The sequence below is a fragment of the Dyadobacter sp. CY356 genome (genome assembly GCF_021440195.1).
Classification (GTDB): Bacteria; Bacteroidota; Bacteroidia; order Cytophagales; family Spirosomataceae; genus Dyadobacter.
Map to the genome: position 1 here is coordinate 372,975 of NZ_JAJTSZ010000003.1, position 19,008 is coordinate 391,982.

Consider the following 19,008-nt stretch of genomic DNA (forward strand, 5'->3'; position numbering starts at 1 on the left):
TTTTATTCCAGACTTTTATATATCATTTCCATATCCACATGTGCACGGATATGATTTGCCAGCCGGTTGTATTGTAATTCTTTGAATTGCTGATAGTCGAAAGTTTCGGCTGATTTTTCTGTTGAAAAGTCGGCCAATAAATCTTCAATCACCACCGTATTATCCAGAATCCCATGCAGATAAGTTCCCCAGCAATTTTTGTTTAAGAAAAAACCATCAGATTTTCCATTTGATAAAACAGTTACAGGGGAATCGAAATCAGAGGTTGTTTCGCCCATATGAATTTCATAGCCGAGACAAACTTCCTGATTTTCTCTATAACTGAATTGTTGCTGCAATGTCGTTTTTATTGGTTTTAAAACTGTTTTTACAGGAAGTAATCCAAGTCCGGGCATTGATTCCAGCGAACCTTCCACATGATCGGGATCTTCAATCAGTTCGCCCATCATTTGATAACCGCCACAAATTCCGATAACTTTTTTGCCGTTTTTATGCGCTTTGACAATTGCTGCTGCTGCGCCGTTATTTTTGATCGTCAATAAATCATCAAGCGTATTTTTGCTTCCCGGAATGATGATGATATCGGCTTTTGCAATTTCATCTGGTTGCGAGGTATAGAATAAATGTACGCGCGGATCTTTTTCCAAACGGTCAAAATCAGTAAAATTCGATAGTCGTTTCAGTAAAATGACTGCAATATTTATTTTTCCTTCGGTTGTGGTATTGAATTTATTTTGAAGCGAAACGGAGTCTTCTTCTTCGATGTGAATGTCTTTGAAAAAAGGTAAAACGCCGACGACAGGAACGCCGGTTAACTCTTCCAGCATTTTTTTTCCATCTTCAAAAAGTCGTACATCGCCGCGAAATTTATTGACGATAATTCCTTTGATACATTGCCGCTCTTCCGGTGTCAGAAGTGCAATTGTACCATAAACACTTCCGAAAATTCCACCCCGGTCAATGTCTCCAATAAGATATGTTGCCGCGCCGGCATGAAGTGCCATCCGCAGGTTTGTGATATCCCGTTTTTTTAGATTTAATTCCGAAATGCTGCCGGCTCCCTCCATAACGATTGGGGTGTAACGGGCAGAAAGTCTGTCGTAAGCTTGTGTCACGGCCTCAAATAATTCCTTGCGATCGGTGGTTTTAAAATATTCGTATGCCGACTGGTTTCCAACAGGTTTTCCATTCAAAATAACCTGAGAAGACTGGTCGTTGGTTGGTTTCAACAGAACCGGATTCATATCGGTATGGCAGGGAATACCGGCTGCTTCGGCCTGTACAGCCTGCGCTCTTCCAAGCTCCAAACCATCGGGTGTTACGTAACTGTTCAAAGACATATTCTGTGCTTTGAACGGAGCCGGCTGATAACCATCCTGCTTAAAAATCCTGCAAAACCCGGCACAAATGACGCTTTTGCCGACATCCGAGGCCGTGCCTACGAACATGATTGGTTTTGTGAGGATGCGGGGATTTGACATTTAAGTAGATTTCTTTCACGCAAAGCAAATAAGAAAAGGGCAAAGATCGCAAAGAATCTTAGCGAGCTTTGCGTTTAATCTTTTTTGCTTTGCGTGAAAGAACTTGAAATTATTAAGCAATACGCCCTGAAATAGTAACAGTAATATTCTCCGAAGAAAGCTCTTCAAGCGATAAACATTCCGCTCCCATCACTTTCGCCATCTCGGCAGCTCTTCCGAAACGAAGGTAATTGTTTTCAGTATCGAGCACCAGAGCAGGTATGTTGTTTTGAAATAATTGTCCGGATAATTGCAAAGTTTGCTGCCACGCATCTCCACCACCCGGAAGCGGTACATTGGCTTTTCCATCGCTAAGAATCACCAAAAGCGGTTTCAGATCTTTGTCTGGATTTAATTTATTGATTACCTGAGTAGCCATTTGCAACGCATGAGGCAAAGGCGTTCTGCCGCCAGTTGGCAAATTTTGCATGGCTTGTTCCGCCTGTTCAACACTATAAGTTGGCTCCAAGAGCAGCTGCGCTTCCACACCGCGGAAAGAAATTACGCCGACCATATCTCTTCTTTGGTAAGCATCAGTCAGCAAGCTAAGCACACTTCCTTTCACTGCCTCCATCCTGCTGCTCGCTGCCATGGATCCGGAAGCATCCACAACAAACAGAATTAAATTCCCTGTTTTTCCTTTTCGGACTTTCTGATGAAGATCATTTCTTGTTATCTGAAAGTCATCCTGATCACGAATTAAAGCAGATTGAACCGTGGCCATAACCGAAATATCAGTAGGCGATTGATCCGGAACAGCCCGTAATTCAGGACCACGGTTAGTATTTATTGCCTGACTTCTGCGGCCTTCCGGCATTTGGTGGGAAACCGGATTTAAATCAACTTTAAAGTTAGGCGCTTCTTTTTGAGGTGTTATACTGAATACTCGTTCTTGTTTTGGCGTGGGGGATTCTTGGCCATTTATATCGTCATCAGCAGATAATGAACTCTCAGCTTGTGGTTCTTGGCTGTCTTTTAATTCAGCTTGATTTTGCTCTTTCGGCTGATTTTTTTGCTCCGGGGGCTCTTGCTGCATTAATTCATCCAGCCTGTTATCACCTTTATTATTTCCTTCAAACGGCTTTTTTCGTTGTCTGTGTATGAGTGCCAATTCAGCCGCCTGGCGAACGTCATCTGCTGTGACAATAGTTCGTTTATCCAATGCCGCCAAAGTGATTGCCGTTTTATACATCACAATATCAGCCCGAAGACTTGTGACATTTAATTCTGTGCAGAGCTGGCTGATCAAAGTCAATAATCCATCCGGCAAAACCACAGACGGCAATAATTGCTGGGCCGTTTTAATTTTATCCTGCAAATTTGTCTGACCAGAAGCCCATTGAGCAGAAAAATTTTCCGGGTCATTTTCAAACTGGATCCTCCTGCGTACCACTTCCGTTCTTTCCGTTATATCACGCGGGGCTTCCACATCAACCATCAGGCCAAAACGATCCAGAAATTGCGGACGAAGATTTCCTTCTTCCGGGTTCATGGTACCTATCAAAGTAAACTTTGCCGGATGACTTTCCGAAAGTCCGTCGCGCTGGATTGTGTTAACACCCATAGCGGCAACATCCAGCAAAACATCCACCAGATGATCAGGAAGTAGATTTACTTCATCAATATATAAAATCCCCCGGTGAGCAGCGGCCAGTAATCCGGGCTGTAATCTTTTCTTTTTTTCTGACAAAATACCTTCCAGATCCAGACTTCCCAAAACACGATCTTCGGTTGCGCCGAGTGGAAGGTTAACAAAAGGGACTGGAATTTCTTCAATATCCACAGGACATTCTCCGCAAATATCCTGCGAGTCGTTTTTCTGAGGAGCTATTTTTGGGATTTCATTTTTAGGAATTAAAGGCATTATTTCAGCCAATCCTCTGGCTGCGGTACTTTTCGCCGTTCCTTTCTCTCCTCTGATCAATAAACCTCCAATCGACGGGTTGATAGCGCATAATAACAATGCACGCTTTAATTTTTCCTGTCCAACCAAAGCTGCAAACGGGTATTTCATAGAGAAGAACAATTAATTTCACTTATCCCGTGTCGTTAGGGGAATGGTAAAATTAGGGAAAGAAACGCAGAGTTTGGGGGAGTTTTTGCGCAGTGTTACGCAGAGTAAAAAGAAACTCATTTAACTCTGCTTTGAAACTCTTATAACTCTGCGTTTAAATGTTAGCTCAAATATAAGCAAGCATTTTGGTGACGTTACTTAGACCGGTTTGAATGGTGTTTACTGATCTTGTGCCATGGTAATATCCTGCCAAATGTAATTCGTCATATACATCTACAAGCAATGACAACAGTTTTTTATCATATTTTCTAACCCTGCCTATATAGTCTTCAATGCTTTTGGGCTTGACAAATTTTATACCTTCTTTTTGTTTTAAGTACTCATCAAGTATAAAAAGTGCTGCTGAATAAGCCGTCCCTGCAGCCATTTTTACATATTTCACATCGGCATATAATCCGTCCTTTTTACCTGCTTTTTCGCTTAAAATTTCTTTTGCGTTTTGCAAATAACGGGCAGCTTCTTCGGCTGGGGAAAGTACATTGTCTTGGTTCTGAATGGCCATATCAATAGGAATTAAAAGAATTTATTGATTTGACTCCGGATTTGTTAAAAGTCATTTCAAAAATAACATAATTTATTACCTTATCGTGTCAGCTGTTGAGGTTTAATATTGGCATACTTTTATTGAAATTTTGGTTATGGCGACACAATCACTTTTACAATTCACCGGCAAAAGCATTTACTGCTCCCAGGCAGATGCGCATATCGATCCCTGGATACCTGTTGACCGCGCGATCATCACCCACGCACACAGCGACCACGCCCGTTGGGGAAGCAAACATTATCTTGCGCATAAGGACAGTGAGCCTATTTTAAGACTACGTCTTGGTCCGGATATTTCTTTGCAGACGGTTGAATATGGTGAAAAGTTTGTGATCAACGGCGTCGTTTTCTCATTACATCCGGCCGGGCATATCATCGGTTCTGCACAGGTCCGGGTGGAGTATAAAGGAGAAGTTTGGGTAGCGAGCGGTGATTATAAATTGGAAGATGACAAATTTTGTGTGCCTTTTGAACCCGTAAAATGTAACGTTTTTATCACCGAGTCTACCTTTGGTTTGCCGATCTACAAGTGGCAGCCGCAGCAGGAAATTTACTCAGAAATTGATAACTGGTTTACGCAAAACCGGCTTGAAGATAAAGCCAGTATCCTGATGGGTTACTCATTGGGAAAAATGCAGCGAATTTTAAAAGGTATTCAGTTGCCTAAAGGACCCATTTATGCCCACGGTGCTATTTACACGCTTAATGACAGACTCAGACAAGCCGGTTTTGATTTGCCCGAACTTACTTTGGTTACGAAGGAAACGGATAAAAAGCTATTTCGCGGATCGTTGGTTTTGGCACCGCCATCGGTGGACAGCAGTACCTGGATCCGAAAATTTAATCCTTATTCTTTGGGTTATTGTTCTGGCTGGATGGCTTTGCGCGGCGCAAAAAACCGAAGGGCCGTCGACCAGGGTTTTATATTGAGTGATCATGTGGATTGGCCTGATTTAAATACTGCGGTTATCGAATCCGGTGCCGAGAAGGTATATGTCACGCATGGTTATACCAGTATTTTTTCAAGATGGTTGAATGAAAATGGTATCGAAGCTGGCGAGGTGACTACGATGTATGGGAATGAAGAGGAAACGGAAGACAGGGCAACTGGTGAAGGACCGGAATCCGAAGGCATTGAAAACAAAAAAGATATGTCGCCAATCCCGGATGATCCGGATCTGAAACTAAGTTAAACCCTAACCGCTAAAAGCCAACAGCTAAAAATGAAACAATTCGCTGAACTTTTCATGAATCTGGACCGGACCAACAAAACCAATGCAAAGGTTGAGTTGATGAAGAATTATTTTCTGTCTGCATCGGATGAAGATAAAATGTGGGCACTGACTTTGTTTACCGGTCGCCGGCCGTCGTTTAAAGTAAATCGGACACAAGTGAAAGAGTGGGCCGCCGCGGAAGCCAATATTCCCATGTGGCTTTTTCAGGAAAGTTATCAGAGCGTAGGCGATCTGGGGGAAACGATTTCACTGATTTTGCCCAGAAATGGTTCTGAGGATTCTGATAAATCTTTGACTGAATGGTTTTATTATTTGGGCTTATTACCCAAAATGACAGACGAAGAAAAACACGATCATATTCTTCAGGCCTGGTCGCAGCTTTCGCAGCACGAAACTTTTGTTTTCAATAAATTATTAATGGGCAGTTTCCGGATCGGGGTTTCACAGACGCTCGTTGTCCGCGCTTTGGCCGAGGCGACTGCTACGGATTCCAACGTGATTGCGCATCGGGTGATGGGTAAATGGGATCCGTTGGAAACGACTTTTGAGAAACTGATTTTGGACGAAGGTGAAAATGATAATGCCTCCAGACCATATCCGTTTTTTCTTGCTTATCCGATTGAGGGCGATGTTTCCAATTTAGGCAATCCGGAAGACTGGTTTGTAGAATGGAAATGGGACGGCATCCGCTCCCAGATTATTTACCGAAATAATGAATTGTTTATCTGGACAAGGGGTGAAGAATTATCTACGGATAAATTTCCTGAGTTGCATTTTTTGAGCTCCGTTTTGCCAAATGGTACTGTTCTGGATGGTGAGATTGTAAGTTATATCGATAACAAGCCAATGCCATTCAATGTTTTACAAACACGGATCGGCCGGAAAAATCTTACTAAAAAGGTACTGGAAGAAGCTCCTGTTGCTTTTATCGCTTATGATATCATGGAAGCAAATGGTATTGATATCAGAAATTTAAGCCAGATCCAGCGAAGAGCGCAGTTGGAAGAAATTCATAAAAACATGCCCGTACAATCCATATTCAATCTTTCTCCATTAGTGGAATTCAAAGAATGGAGCGAATTGCATGATCTGCATCCGACTTCCCGTGAAAATATTGCGGAAGGTTTTATGATTAAAAGAAAAAACAGCACCTATCAGGTCGGACGGAAAAAGGGTGATTGGTGGAAATGGAAAATTGATCCGTTAAGTGTTGACGCCGTTTTGATATATGCTCAAAAAGGATCCGGCCGTAGAGCTGAACTTTTCACCGATTATACTTTTGCAGTTTGGGGTGACGATGGAAAACTGATACCTTTTGCAAAAGCCTATTCCGGACTGACAGATGTAGAAATTGGTCAGGTTGATTATTTCATCAAACGCAATATCGTTGAAAAATTCGGTCCGGTTAGAACTGTCAAACCTGAGCTGGTTTTTGAAATTGGTTTTGAAGGTATTAATGAATCGACAAGGCATAAGTCCGGTATTGCAGTTCGGTTTCCCAGGATTTTGAGGTGGCGTAAGGATAAGAAGGCTGCGGAGGCGGATACGCTGGCGAGTTTGAAGGGGATTTTGGAGTTGTATAAATAAACTAGTTTCCATCAAATGTCTGCAAATTTAATATTTAATATTAAATTTGCAGACATGATACAGCGATATTTGAAAGATGTGATTAGAAAAGCACTTTTGCGGAGTGCTTCTGTTGCTTTAATAGGCCCTAGGCAAGTAGGTAAAACAACTATTGCTTTAGACATTTCTGATTTATCTCCTGCTGTTTATCTGGATTTAGAAGATCGGCTTGATTTGGCAAAAGTCAGGGATGTAAGATTATATTATGAATCTAATACTGATAAGCTACTCATATTAGATGAGGTTCAAAGACTCCCTGAACTATTCCCTGAAATTAGAGGAATAATAGATAGGGAACGGCGTAAAGGAAATAAAACAGGATTATTTTTATTCTTGGGTTCGGCATCCATTGATCTTTTGCAGCAGTCTGGTGAATCCCTTGCGGGAAGAATTACGTATTTGGAATTATATCCGATCAATGTACTTGAATATTCTAATAGGGAACCTGAAAAAATTAATGAGCTTTGGCTGAGAGGTGGCTTCCCAGAGAGTCTTTTAGCTAAATCAGACGGAATTAGTTTAGAATGGAGACTTGATTTTATTAGAACTTACCTAGAGCGTGATATTCCTCAACTTGGTCAAAAAAGGATTCCGGCAACTACCTTGGAAAGGTTTTGGACTATGTTAGCACATAATCAGGGAGGTGTTTTCAATGCTTCGCAATTAGCACGAAATTTCGATATTTCTAGTGTTACAATTAATCGATACCTAGACCTTATGGTGGATTTATTATTAGTTAGAAGATTAATGCCTTGGACATATAACACAGGAAAGCGTTTAACTAAGAGTCCGAAGGTGTATGTTCGTGATAGTGGAATTACACATGCATTATTGAATATTGAAAACTTTAATAATTTACTCTCTAATCCAATCGTGGGAGATAGTTGGGAAGGCTTTGTAATCGAAAATATTTTAAGTTTAATTTCTTCAAGAGTTAAATTTTATTATTATAGAAGTCCAGGAGGAGCGGAAATTGATTTGATATTAGAATTTTCTGATGGAGAAACTTGGGCGATTGAGATCAAAAAGGGGTCCGTTCCTAAATTATCCAAAGGATTTTATATAGCATGTGATGATTTAAAACCGGATAAAAAATTTGTAGTCTATTCAGGAAATGATACATTTCCATTTGCCGATGACATAACAGCTATATCCTTATACGATATGATGAAACAAGTAACAACAAAGTCAGTATAACTTGTTAATATGTTTGGAACGACATTTTATATCATCTTCAAATATAAAATATTGGATCACCGTAATAACTATCCCTTTGACAAAATCCCGCGGACATATCATTGTTGAGCAATGGTTTAAATCGAAAAACTGGAAATGGGCGGCTTTCCAAAAGGAAGCTTCCGAGGCTTATCTTTCCGGGAAAAGTGGTCTGGTGAATGCGCCTACCGGAAGCGGGAAAACTTATTCTTTATGGATTCCTTTTTTGATCCGATATATTAATTCATTACCAAAAAATCCTGCAAAACGAAGTAAAGGATTGCAGATTTTGTGGGTGACGCCTTTGCGTGCTTTGTCAAAAGATCTTTTCCGGAATATGGAAATCGCGGCTTTGGAAATGAATCTGACGTTGCGGATTGGCGTTCGTTCGGGTGATACCAGTACCAAAGAAAGAGCCAGCCAGAAAAAACAAATGCCGGAAGCACTGCTTATAACACCGGAAAGTCTGCATCTTTTATTTGCACAAAAAGGCAGTTCTGAAACTTTCAAAAATCTGCACACAATTGTTGTCGACGAATGGCATGAATTGATGGGAAGCAAACGTGGCACGCAAACCGAACTTGCGATTGCCAGATTACGGACCATAAATCCTGACCTTCAAACCTGGGGCATTTCGGCAACCATAGGAAACCTTGAAGAAGCGAAACAGGTTCTGGTTGGGATGGATTCTGCGGAGGAAGATACGGTGATCATCAAAGCAAAAACACAGAAGAAAATTCTTGTTGAAAGTATATTACCAGAAAAAGTGGAAACACTTCCCTGGGCAGGGTATATGGGTACGAGGCTGATTGATTATGTCGTTGATATTGTTCAAAAAAGTAAAACTACTTTACTTTTTACAAACACACGTTCGCAAACAGAAATCTGGTACCGGGTGATCATCGATAAATATCCGGAATTTGCGGGAATTATGGCTCTTCACCACGCATCTCTGGATCGTGAAATCCGGGATTGGGTGGAAGAATCCTTACATGCTGAAAAATTGAAACTGGTTATTTGTACAGCAAGTCTGGATCTGGGCGTCGATTTTCGTCCTGTCGATACCGTCATTCAGGTGGGAAGTCCGAAAAGTATTGCCCGGTTTATTCAGCGGGCGGGTAGAAGCGGACACCAGCCAGGTGTTGCCAGTAAAATCTTCTTTTGTCCTACAAATGCACTGGAACTGATCGAGGCAGTCTCCCTTCGTGATGGTGTTGAAAGACAAATTATTGAGGATCGTCCGCCCGTAATTCATGCGTTTGATGTGTTGGCGCAATGGATGATCACGCTTGCTGTCGGTGAAGGTTTTGATGAAAAACAGTTATTTGATGAGGTCAGGAATTGTTATGGATATCAGTTCATAAACCGTGAAGAGTGGGAGTGGCTTTTGGGTTATATTACAACCGGCAGCCCGTCGCTGGAAGTGTATGATGAATATAAAAAAGTTGAGAGAATCGACGGACTTTACAAGGTTACCAGTCGCCGGATCGCGCATCGGCATATGCTGAGTATGGGCACCATCGTTTCGGAAACCTCGCTGAAAGTGAAATTGCAGCATGGACGGTATCTGGGTTCTGTCGAAGAATCTTTTGTGACCCGGATGAAAGCGGGTGATGTTTTTGTCTTTGCCGGCATGAGCGTAGAGTTTATCCGTATCCATGAAATGACGGTAACTGTCAAAAAAGCGGAAGGGAAACGTGGATTTTTGGTGCGTTGGGCGGGAGGAAGGATGCCGTTATCGTCTCAATTGTCAGCTTTTATTCGCGACCGGTTATCTGATGCAATCGAAAATCCACATAAGGAAAAGGAATTGGCAAAATTAAAACCACTTTTGGAATTGCAGCGTGAACGGTCGATGATTCCCAATGCAGGTGAATTATTGATCGAACAATGCGAGACTAAGGAAGGGCACCACATTTTTATTTTTCCTTTTGAAGGCAGGCTGGTCCATGAAGGTATGGCCATTATTCTGGCTTATCGGCTCAGCAAATTGTCTCCGATCACTTTTTCGCTTGCGATGAATGATTACGGGTTTGAATTGCTCAGTGACCAGTATGTTGATATGGAAAAAATTACAAAGGAAAATGACTTATTTTCAACGGCTCATTTGGTTGATGACATTTACCAAAGTGTGAATGCAACGGAAATGGCGAAGCGAAAATTCAGAGAGATTGCCGCCATTGCCGGACTGATGTTTCAGGGTTATCCTGGCAAATTTATGAAAACAAAACAGGTTCAGGCGTCAAGCTCGCTGTTATTTACGGTGATGACTAAATATGAAAAAAATAATTTGCTGGTAAATCAGGCATATCAGGAAGTATTGACTTATCAGCTTGAAGAAGTCCGGATGCGGAATGCGCTTGACAGGATTGCAACACAAAAAATAATTATCAAAAGGACGAGAAAGCCAACGCCTTTTTCGTTCCCTATAATGGTAGACCGGCTAAGGGAGCAGCTGACTTCTGAAAAATTGGAAGACCGGATACAAAAAATGCTCAAACAGTATAGTGATGCAGATTGAAATTAGAAATAACCACTTTGATTTATTAACACAAAAGGCGATTTTTTGGCAGGAAAAACAAACATTACTCATCGGAGATTTACACCTTGGTAAAATTACGCATTTCAGAAAAGAGGGGATAGCAGTTCCGCAACTTGCAGCGGGAAATAATTTTGAAAGGCTGGACGAATTACTTCAAAATACGAACCCATTACGTATCGTTTTCCTGGGTGATCTTTTTCATAACAAATACAATTCAGAGTGGGAAACATTCTCGGAATGGAGGAAGAAATATCATTTTGTTGAAATGATCATTGTGATCGGAAATCACGATGTTTTGCCGGTCAGTTTGTTTTTGGAAAATAACATTGAAGTTTATAAAAACGATTTTGAAGAAGAAAATTTCATTTTTACCCATCATCCAAAAGTAGAATTGGATCCAGTGAAATTTGTTTTTGCAGGGCATATCCACCCGGTTTTTACATCGTATGGAAAGGGGCGTCAAAGTTTTAGGCTGCCATGTTTTGTTGTAGATAAAAATCAGGCAATTTTGCCAAGTTTTGGCGTTTTTACGGGGGGATTTGGGGTTGATCTGGTAGTAGGAAGAAAGATTTATATGTTGACGGAGGAGCGGGTTTTTGCGGTTGGGTGACGGCGGATATTATTAAGTTATTATGTCACCCGTTCCGGGTTTAACCCATTCACATTTCGATATTTCTATAATAATGTCATCCCTTCGGGATTTTGTTTTGGGCATCGAATCTGATTTCTATAATAATGCCATCCCTTCGGGATTTTTGTTTTGGGCATCGAATCTGATTTCTATAATAATGTCATCCCTTCGGAATTTTGTTTTTGGGAATTGAATCTGATTTCTATAATAATGTCATCCCTACGGGATTTTCGTTTTGAACATTGAATCTGATTGCTATAATAATGTCATCCCTACGGGATTTTCGTTTTGAACATTGAATCTGATTTCTATAATAATGTTATCTATTCGGGATTTTGTTTTGGGCATCGAATCTGATTTCTATAATAATGTCATTCCGTTGGGATTTTTGTTTTGGATATTGAATCTGATTTCTATAATAATGTTATCTATTCGGGATTTTGTTTTGGGCATCGAATCTGATTTCTACAATAATGTCATCCTTTTGGGATTTTTGTTTTGGACATCGAATCTGATTTCTATAATAATGTCATCCCTTCGGAATTTTGTTTTTGGATATTAAATCTGATTTCTATAATAATGCCATCCCTTCGGGATTTATGTTTTGGATATTGAATCTGATTTCTATAATAATGTCATCCCTTCGGGATTTATGTTTTGGATATTGGATCTGATTTCTATAAAAATGCCATCCCTTCGGGATTTTTGTTTTGGACATTGAATCTGAATTCTATAATAATGTCATCCTTTTGGGATTTTGTTTTGGGCATCTAATCTGATTTCTATAATAATGTCATCCCTTCGGGATTTTTGTTTTGGGCATCGAATCTGATTTCTATAATAATGTCATCCCTTCGGGATTTTTGTCTTGGATATTGAAATATCCATCTACACTAATGTCATCCCTTGGGGATTTTTGTTTTGGACACTGAATCTGATTCCTACAATAATGTCATCCCTTCGGAATTTTTGTTTTGAACATTGAATCCGATTTCTATAATAATGTCATCCCTTCAGGATTTTTGTTTTGGATATTGAATCTGATTCTATAATAATGTCATCCCTTCGGGATTTGTTTTGGATATTGAATCTGATTCTATAATAATGTCATCCCTTCGGGATTTGTTTTGGACATTGAATCTGATTCTATAATAATGTTATCCGTTGCGGATAATGATTTTAGAAATAAACCCGAAGGGTTGACATTATTATAGAAATGCATTGAGCGAAGCGACCAACTGAACCCTGAAAGGGTGGCATATGAGTTTTAATAAAATGTTACCCGTTCCGGGTTTTGTCAATGCACATTTCGATTTTCCTATAACAATGCCATCCCTTAGGGATTTTCATTTGGATTAATTGAACTCTGTTTCTATGGCCATCCCTTTGGGATTTTGGTTTTGGATATTGAAATCTGATACTATAATAATTTTATCCATTCCGGGTATTAATTTTGGAAACAAACCCGAAGAGTTGACATTATTATAGAAAATCATTGAACGAAGCGACCAACGGAACCCTGAAAGGGTGAAATATGCATATCACCTGCCCAGTCTGCAAACCAAAAAAACTGGCTAAATACGGAATCCAATTCCGTATTTAGCCAGTTTTCGTTCAGATGTATTTTTACATCACTTAATCATTTCTTCTCAATCAAATGCTTCCAATACCGTTTCGGCACATGCTGGACATGCAACTTGATATTTCGTCTTGATGGAATATTTACATTTTTAAAATAATTCTTCCATAACTCCTGATACAAAGTTTCCGAATCATGAAAAACGTCTTTTACAGCTGTTTTTTCTCCTGTTTCATTTGAGAAATTCAGCGTTATTTCTTCCACTTTATCCTGATCATAATAAATTCCATACTTCCGTTTGATATCATAAATCAGCCAATTCTGGTCGGCATAACGTTCGGCGAAATGCTGGCTTAATAACGGAATTACATTGAAATCAGGTTCAATTCCGGCGTAATATAGATCATCAGCCGTACGTTGAAACCGCACAAATGCTTCCATTCTATGTTTTTCCCTGTATACCATTTTTGAAGTCTGGCTTATCTTCAAAACATCAGCATTTCCATAGGCCAGGTGCGGCGAATCAAAACCGGAAAAATAAAATTTGATACAGGAAAAAATGGCAAATTCCATTCCGGGCATTTCAGACAAATAACAGCGGTATAATTGAATGCAATTTTCCTTCGGGACTTTCTTTTTCAACCCCAGCCAAACTCTTTGCGCTTTGGCTTCATCCGTAACGACAATAACTTTTTCAGCAAAAAAATCAGACTGACTTTCATGATTAATTGTTGAAAAACCGGAAACATTCCACTTTTTTGAATAAGCTTCAAAAACAGCAGTCAGCAGTCCATACCAGGTTCCGTCGTAGGAAACATTGACAGGTTTATCCGAAAAGATTATACTGCTGGCCTCCATTGGTAAGAAATTTACTTCGGGATTCGTTAAGGATGAACTGACGGATTTTGGCTTCCGTGTAATCCTTCCGATCGGTTATCGGACTATTGCAGGTTATAAAATATTTTGCCCGGTTAAGTGCAATTCCGATTTTTTTGAGATGATCCCATCCCAATTTGTTAAACCGACGAGCACCAACAATTTTCTGGGCTGATTGTACACCAATTCCAGGTACACGAAGTATCAGCTGCAAATCAGCCGTATTAACATCAACCGGAAAAAACGCCATGTTTCTAAGCGCCCAGCTAAGTTTTGGGTCAATTTCAGGATCAAGATTCGGGAATTGATCGTTAAGTAATTCCTGCACATGAAAGCCATAAAACCGCATTAGCCAATCCGTTTGGTATAAGCGGTTTTCTCTTAAAACAGGTACAGCGCTTCCTAGTTCCGGGAGCCGGTTATCATTACTGATAGGCACATAACCGGAATAATAAACACGTTTCAAATTAAACCCTTTATAGAATTTATTTGCCGTGTGCATGATATCTTTATCCGATTCGCCACTTGCGCCGATAATCATTTGCGTGCTTTGTCCGGCAGGGGCGAAAAGCGGTGCAGATTTGAAAATTTTCGATTCTTCCTTCGTTCTGATAATTTCCTTTTTCAGGTAAGTCATCGGCTCGATCATGTCCTTAATATTCTTATCCGGAGCCAATAATTTCAATCCGCTTTCCGTAGGAATTTCAATATTAACGCTAAGTCTATCCGCCCACAAACCAGCTTCGTGCATCAGTTCGTCACTTGCGCCTGGTATTGTTTTGAGGTGGATATAACCGTTGAATTTATTTTCCGTACGAAGTTTCTTGGCAACGGAAACAAGCCTTTCCATGGTGTAATCAGCATTTTTAAAAATACCTGAACTAAGGAAAAGCCCTTCAATATAATTTCTGCGATAAAAATTCATGGTCAGATCAACCACTTCCTGCACTGTAAATGCGGCTCTTTTGATATCATTGCTTTTTCGCGTTACACAATATGCACAATCAAAAATGCAATGATTGGTAAGCAGGATTTTCAGAAGAGACACACAACGGCCATCTTCTGTATAAGTATGGCAAATTCCGCTACCAGTCGCTTCGCCTAATCCCTTATTATGATTTTTTCGCTTACTTCCACTGGATGAACAGGATACGTCGTACTTGGCCGCATCAGCAAGAATTTCCAGCTTCTCATGAAGTCTTTCCGACATATCGATGTTCTAACGTTTGTTGATGATACTATTAGTATCACAAAGATAGTAAATATTTGATACTGAAACGAACTTTGATAGAAATTTTTTATAAATAAAGCATAGGTTATTTCCCTAGTTTTTGACAACAGAAGCTTTGCTGTCAACACTTTCCATAAACTGATGAATTTGATTATAACGCTTGTTCCATGGATTGAAAAACTGGGTTATCATAGGAATGTGTTTTTTGCCTTTCAAAATTTCATAGGGCGTTTCCGGAGCATATTCTCGTAAAGCCTTGATGAATTTTTCATTACTGGAAGCGATCGATGGATAAGTTTTTTCACCCCGGAAAATCGTCATCGGAGGCATTTCTTTATGCAAATGATAAAGCGGCGAAGCGTCTTTCCAATTTTTCTGATCAGGTGTAAAAGTTTTAAGGTAGGTGTTGTCGTTTGAAAACTTTTCTTCCAAAAGATAACCATACATATCCAGTCCCGCTGCGTCGATTAATATCAGTCCCCTGATCGGATTTTCCATTCCCAGTTTTTTAAAATATTGGTCATCAATAGAAATAAGTGCTGCCAGATGTCCGCCAGCCGAATGTCCTGAAATGAATATCCGGTCAGGATTTCCACCATAATTCTGAATATTTTCCTTTACCCATTTAACCGATTTCGCTGAATATTCAGCCATTTCCTTGTAAGTCGCAGATGGACTTAATGGATAATCGATGATAACGTAAACAATGTCTTTTTTCGTCCAGCTGCGCCCCATCAGACTATACTGGGATTTTTTACCCGAATTCCAGTTTCCGCCATGGATAAATATCAGAACATCTTTTGGTGATTTTGGTTTATTTGGTTCGAAAATATTCAGCTCCTGATCCGGAATTTTGCCAGTTGCTTTCGCATAAATGATATTCTTATGCGCTTTATTTCCCAAAAAAGTACAACCTGAAAGTGTTAACAAAAAGGCTCCGAATAATATTAGTATGATGATGATGCTGACACGCGTTTGAGAACTCACAGATCCGGTAATTTTAATTTTTATATATGTAACATACGTTGGGCGGATGTCTGCGGATTTAATTTTATGAAAACATATGGCAATAAAAAATCCACTGATTGGTGAAAATCAGTGGATTTTAAATAGAATTTTTTCTAGCCTAAACTTTTTTTGGAGGCAGATTAAATGCAACTGCATTATGCTCAAAATGTCCTTTGTGAGAACCGTCACAGAAAGGTTTGTTGGCTGACATGCCGCAGCGGCAGATCGAAACCACAGTCCTTCCTTCCAGTCCATACACATTTCCTTGTGCGTCTACGATTTCAAAATCTCCGTCAACTTTCAGAGATCCGTTGTTATTTACAGTAAGCTTTACTTTTGTCATGATGAATAATTTTGACCAAAGGTAACAATCGTAATGGATGGAGAAGTGGCGAAAGACTAATTTAGTATCAGTACAAATCTAAGTTGCCGTTTTAAAAGAGGTTTTTTCGGATTTGAAAAGAAGTAATTACAGGTTCAGATGTTTTCCTATTACTGAGGTTAACTCGTCTACCCGGAAAGGTTTTGTAATGAAATCCTGAAATTTACAGTCAATAATTTCCTGTGAAGCCTGTGCAAAAGTATCTGCTGTAAAAGCCAACACGGGAACCTTGGCAAGATGCGGGAAAGAATTTCGAATGGCTTTCATAGCCGTAATCCCATCCATTATGGGCATTTGTAAGTCCATAAGAATCAGGTCGAAATTGCGGAGTTCCAGGGTCTTCAAAACTTCCTTTCCATTATCACAAATAACAAAATCAGCTTCCCACCTTTTAAGTAAATGTTTGAGTAAAAGCTGATTGGCTAAAATGTCTTCGGCCACAATAACACTATAACCTTTGAGGGAAAATGGAGTATTGGCATTGAGAATATCGCGAATCGGAATAGAACTACCTTTCCTGAAAGTTAGCATAACACAAAAAGTACTGCCAATACCCAGCTCACTTTCTGCCATTATTTCTCCCTGCATCAGTTCCGTGATTTTACGGGTAATACTTAAACCAAGTCCGGTTCCACCAAAAAATTTAGTTGCATTATTGTTATGGGCTTGTGAGAAACTATCAAAAATCTGATTCAGTTTATCGCTCGATATCCCAATTCCCGAATCTTCGACCCGGATTTTTAAATCTACTTTATCAGCATATTCTTTTTCAACAAACATAGAGACTTTGACATAACCCTCCGAAGTAAACTTCAACGCATTGCCAATTAAATTGACAAGAATCTGGTTTAAACGATATGCATCTCCGATCAGGATTGCAGGCATTTTGTCATCAATTTCAAAAGAAAGCGTAATGCCTCTTTCTTTAGCCTTAAATTCGAAAGTTCTGTACAGGTGACCAATTTTTTCCCGAAGGTCGAATTCGAAATCTTCAAGACTGAATTTTCCGGCTTCAATTTTTGAAATATCCAGGATGTCATTTAATATAACCATCAGATTATCAGCAGAATATTTGATGGTATTCAGGTATTGCAAATGTTCTTCCGGCAAATTGCTGGTCAGCAATAAATCTGTAAATCCTATGATCGCGTTCATAGGTGTACGGATTTCGTGGCTCATGGTCGACAGGAAATCAGACTTGATCCGGGCAGCATCTTCGGCATCCTTTTTTGCTTTGACCAATTCTTTTTCAGCCAGTTTCCGGCTGGTAATATCTATGGCAGTGCCCAAAACCTCAATTACTTCACCGCCATCATTCCGTTTGAAAGGAACTTCCCGGGTAATGATCCAGACGTCGGATCCATCTTTATGTTTCAGGCGAAATTCTTTTTCAATGACCTCTCCTTCCTTTAAATGATGCCGGATATGATCATAATGTTTCCGGAATGTCAGCAAATCCTGGTTGTCGATCAGTTTGGAAAACGCAAACACATCCTGCGGAAGTGGTTCGTTTGGTTTATAACCCAATATTTCACTGATCTGATGATTATGGAAAATATTTGTCCATTTTTCAATATCGATAACATAAATAATATTGGGTGAAAGTTGTGCCACTTTCCGGATAAACTCCTCTTTTTCTGCGAGTTCTTTCTGAGCTGCTTCCCGCTCTTTTTCCACCTCGAACATCTGGCTCATGGTATGGAAAGTCTTCATCAGTTTTTCCGCATTGATTTCCGCTTTCGGGAAATATTCCATAGCGCCGGCCTTCATCATCTCCACAGCGATCCGTTCATCGCCCTGTGATGTTAAAACAATGACAGGAAGTTTTGGTGCAATCTTTTTTACCTTTTTCAGTAATTCCAGACCATTGGTTTTGGGGAGCTGATAATCGATGAAAATGCAGGTAGGAGTCCAGTTTTCCAAAGTCAAAATGGCCTCCTCGGCATATTTACATATCCGCATTTCCTGAATTTCCACATTACATTTCCGGATGGCACGTTTAAATTCCATCGCGTCAATATCATCGTCTTCTACTAAAAGCAGATTCAAGGGGGTCATAAAATTTTGAAAAGAAGGGTTTTGCAGGCTGTTTATTCAGGGTACTCGCAAAGGGTCCAGTAGCTTTTCAAAGTAGACACGGCCGCAATAAAGCGGTCCATAGATAAAGGTTTCAGGATATAACCGGCTACGTTGAGGTTAAAGGCGTCAATTTTATCACCATCTTCATTGGAAGTGGTCATGACAAAAACGGATAGCGAACTCAGCTCCGGATCCTGTCTGATCTCTTTAAGAAACTCAATGCCTCCCATTTTTGGCATATTGAGATCGAGAAGGACAATTTTTGGTTTTGGCGCATCTGTCTCCGTAGAACGAAGAACTTCCAGGGCTTCAATACCATTATGGGCGATCACGAGTGGATTTGAGATATTATTTTTTTTAAATGCTCGCTTCACATTCATGATATCTACTTCGTCATCTTCAACTAGTAAGATCGTCATGGGGATTGGATTTGAAATGGACATTTTGTAAAGATTGTTATAATTAAT

General features: G+C 39.9%; 14 protein-coding genes. 5 read left to right on the top strand and 9 right to left on the bottom strand.

Annotation, left to right across the window (positions count from 1 at the left end):
* Window positions 1-2: 2 nt before the first annotated feature.
* The 3 genes from LXL81_RS13470 to LXL81_RS13480 all read right to left on the bottom strand — a co-directional run bounded on the left by LXL81_RS13470 (window position 3) and on the right by LXL81_RS13480 (window position 4,096).
* Window positions 3-1,481: a cobyric acid synthase gene (locus tag LXL81_RS13470; RefSeq protein ID WP_234647310.1), complete on the bottom strand. Its 1,479-nt coding sequence runs from the start codon at window positions 1,479-1,481 to the stop codon at window positions 3-5.
* Window positions 1,482-1,593: 112 nt separating this feature from the next.
* Window positions 1,594-3,534: a magnesium chelatase subunit D family protein gene (locus LXL81_RS13475; RefSeq protein ID WP_234647311.1), complete on the bottom strand. Its 1,941-nt coding sequence runs from the start codon at window positions 3,532-3,534 to the stop codon at window positions 1,594-1,596.
* A gap of 166 nt (window positions 3,535-3,700) precedes the next feature.
* Entirely contained in the window at window positions 3,701-4,096 is a 396-nt protein-coding gene (locus LXL81_RS13480; RefSeq protein ID WP_234647312.1) for a DUF5618 family protein, read from the bottom strand.
* Between the two features lie 136 nt (window positions 4,097-4,232).
* Here LXL81_RS13480 and LXL81_RS13485 point away from each other — a divergent pair, with 136 nt between their 5' ends.
* From LXL81_RS13485 to pdeM, 5 genes are all read left to right on the top strand, one after another.
* On the top strand, window positions 4,233-5,330 hold the full coding sequence (locus LXL81_RS13485; protein ID WP_234647313.1) for a ligase-associated DNA damage response exonuclease: 1,098 nt from the start codon (window positions 4,233-4,235) through the stop codon (window positions 5,328-5,330).
* A 30-nt stretch (window positions 5,331-5,360) separates the two neighbouring features.
* A complete protein-coding gene (locus LXL81_RS13490; protein ID WP_234647314.1) occupies window positions 5,361-6,959 on the top strand; it encodes an ATP-dependent DNA ligase in 1,599 nt (532 codons plus the stop codon).
* Window positions 6,960-6,974: 15 nt separating this feature from the next.
* Window positions 6,975-8,195, top strand: a complete 1,221-nt coding sequence (locus LXL81_RS13495) for an ATP-binding protein (RefSeq protein ID WP_234647315.1) — start codon at window positions 6,975-6,977, stop codon at window positions 8,193-8,195.
* 76 nt (window positions 8,196-8,271) lie between these two features.
* Window positions 8,272-10,734: a ligase-associated DNA damage response DEXH box helicase gene (locus LXL81_RS13500; RefSeq protein WP_234647316.1), complete on the top strand. Its 2,463-nt coding sequence runs from the start codon at window positions 8,272-8,274 to the stop codon at window positions 10,732-10,734.
* Complete coding sequence (gene pdeM / locus LXL81_RS13505) at window positions 10,724-11,365, top strand: ligase-associated DNA damage response endonuclease PdeM (RefSeq protein WP_234647317.1); 642 nt, start codon at window positions 10,724-10,726, stop codon at window positions 11,363-11,365. The genes LXL81_RS13500 and pdeM overlap by 11 nt, the downstream gene beginning before the upstream one ends.
* Window positions 11,366-13,025: 1,660 nt before the next feature.
* On the opposite strand, the gene LXL81_RS13510 is transcribed toward pdeM, so the two are convergent.
* From LXL81_RS13510 to LXL81_RS13535, 6 genes are all read right to left on the bottom strand, one after another.
* Window positions 13,026-13,823 carry a TIGR03915 family putative DNA repair protein gene (locus tag LXL81_RS13510; RefSeq protein ID WP_234647318.1) on the bottom strand — a complete coding sequence of 266 codons (798 nt, stop codon included), beginning with the start codon at window positions 13,821-13,823 and terminating at the stop codon, window positions 13,026-13,028.
* Complete coding sequence (locus LXL81_RS13515; RefSeq protein WP_234647319.1) at window positions 13,792-15,051, bottom strand: putative DNA modification/repair radical SAM protein; 1,260 nt, start codon at window positions 15,049-15,051, stop codon at window positions 13,792-13,794. The genes LXL81_RS13510 and LXL81_RS13515 overlap by 32 nt, the downstream gene beginning before the upstream one ends.
* A 114-nt stretch (window positions 15,052-15,165) precedes the next feature.
* Window positions 15,166-16,059: an alpha/beta hydrolase gene (locus tag LXL81_RS13520; protein ID WP_234647320.1), complete on the bottom strand. Its 894-nt coding sequence runs from the start codon at window positions 16,057-16,059 to the stop codon at window positions 15,166-15,168.
* 139 nt (window positions 16,060-16,198) lie between these two features.
* Window positions 16,199-16,423 carry a CDGSH iron-sulfur domain-containing protein gene (locus LXL81_RS13525; protein WP_234647321.1) on the bottom strand — a complete coding sequence of 75 codons (225 nt, stop codon included), beginning with the start codon at window positions 16,421-16,423 and terminating at the stop codon, window positions 16,199-16,201.
* A 126-nt stretch (window positions 16,424-16,549) separates the two neighbouring features.
* Complete coding sequence (locus tag LXL81_RS13530) at window positions 16,550-18,520, bottom strand: hybrid sensor histidine kinase/response regulator (RefSeq protein ID WP_234647322.1); 1,971 nt, start codon at window positions 18,518-18,520, stop codon at window positions 16,550-16,552.
* 32 nt (window positions 18,521-18,552) lie between these two features.
* Window positions 18,553-18,960, bottom strand: a complete 408-nt coding sequence (locus LXL81_RS13535; RefSeq protein WP_234647323.1) for a response regulator — start codon at window positions 18,958-18,960, stop codon at window positions 18,553-18,555.
* Window positions 18,961-19,008: the final 48 nt, after the last annotated feature.

Coding starts and splice junctions, on each gene's coding strand:
- LXL81_RS13525 (WP_234647321.1), bottom strand. CDS start 16,423: ATGACAAAAGTAAAGCTTACTGTAAATAACAACGGATCTCTGAAAGTT.
- LXL81_RS13530 (WP_234647322.1), bottom strand. CDS start 18,520: ATGACCCCCTTGAATCTGCTTTTAGTAGAAGACGATGATATTGACGCG.
- LXL81_RS13480 (WP_234647312.1), bottom strand. CDS start 4,096: ATGGCCATTCAGAACCAAGACAATGTACTTTCCCCAGCCGAAGAAGCT.
- pdeM (WP_234647317.1), top strand. CDS start 10,724: ATGCAGATTGAAATTAGAAATAACCACTTTGATTTATTAACACAAAAG.
- LXL81_RS13470 (WP_234647310.1), bottom strand. CDS start 1,481: ATGTCAAATCCCCGCATCCTCACAAAACCAATCATGTTCGTAGGCACG.
- LXL81_RS13515 (WP_234647319.1), bottom strand. CDS start 15,051: ATGTCGGAAAGACTTCATGAGAAGCTGGAAATTCTTGCTGATGCGGCC.
- LXL81_RS13535 (WP_234647323.1), bottom strand. CDS start 18,960: ATGACGATCTTACTAGTTGAAGATGACGAAGTAGATATCATGAATGTG.
- LXL81_RS13485 (WP_234647313.1), top strand. CDS start 4,233: ATGGCGACACAATCACTTTTACAATTCACCGGCAAAAGCATTTACTGC.
- LXL81_RS13475 (WP_234647311.1), bottom strand. CDS start 3,534: ATGAAATACCCGTTTGCAGCTTTGGTTGGACAGGAAAAATTAAAGCGT.
- LXL81_RS13490 (WP_234647314.1), top strand. CDS start 5,361: ATGAAACAATTCGCTGAACTTTTCATGAATCTGGACCGGACCAACAAA.
- LXL81_RS13495 (WP_234647315.1), top strand. CDS start 6,975: ATGTCTGCAAATTTAATATTTAATATTAAATTTGCAGACATGATACAG.
- LXL81_RS13510 (WP_234647318.1), bottom strand. CDS start 13,823: ATGGAGGCCAGCAGTATAATCTTTTCGGATAAACCTGTCAATGTTTCC.